Raw genomic sequence first — 429 nt, 5'->3', positions numbered from 1 at the left:
ATCTTATCCGCTGGAACGCTTCACCCTGCACCATTTCGACCTCTACCGCTTCTCGTTCCCCGAAGAATGGGAAGACGCGGGGCTTGACGAACTGTTTGCCGCAAACAGCGTCTGCCTGATCGAATGGCCGCAACAGGGCGGGGAATTTACGCCGCCCGCCGACATCACCGCAACATTGACACACGACGGCGGCGGCAGAAAATGCCTGCTGGCCGCCCATACCGAACGAGGACGCGAAAGCCTGCCGCTATGACCAAACTGACACGAAGACAAATCATCCGCCGCACCGCCGGCACACTGTTCGCCCTAAGCCCCATCGCATCCGCCGTTGCCAAAACGGTACGCGCACCACAATTCACCGCCGCACGGATATGGCCGTCGCACACCTACACCCGCCTGACGCTGGAAAGCACCGCCGCGCTCAAATAC

The 429-nt window shown here is 60.8% G+C and carries 1 protein-coding gene and 1 pseudogene; both read left to right on the top strand.

What is annotated here, in order from left to right:
* A partial coding sequence (gene tsaE / locus HAQ05_RS28140) for a tRNA (adenosine(37)-N6)-threonylcarbamoyltransferase complex ATPase subunit type 1 TsaE (RefSeq protein ID WP_190427708.1) occupies window positions 1-253 on the top strand: 253 nt, incomplete at its 5' end.
* A pseudogene (locus tag HAQ05_RS28135) lies at window positions 250-429 on the top strand (hypothetical protein); the annotation flags it as partial. The gene tsaE and the pseudogene HAQ05_RS28135, both read left to right, overlap by 4 nt.

The sequence above is a fragment of the Pseudomonas typographi genome, from assembly GCF_014694385.1.
Lineage (GTDB): Bacteria > Pseudomonadota > Gammaproteobacteria > Pseudomonadales > Pseudomonadaceae > Aquipseudomonas > Aquipseudomonas typographi.
The sequence above is the reverse complement of the archived record's forward strand: the minus strand, read 5'-3'. Positions and strand labels throughout refer to the sequence as shown.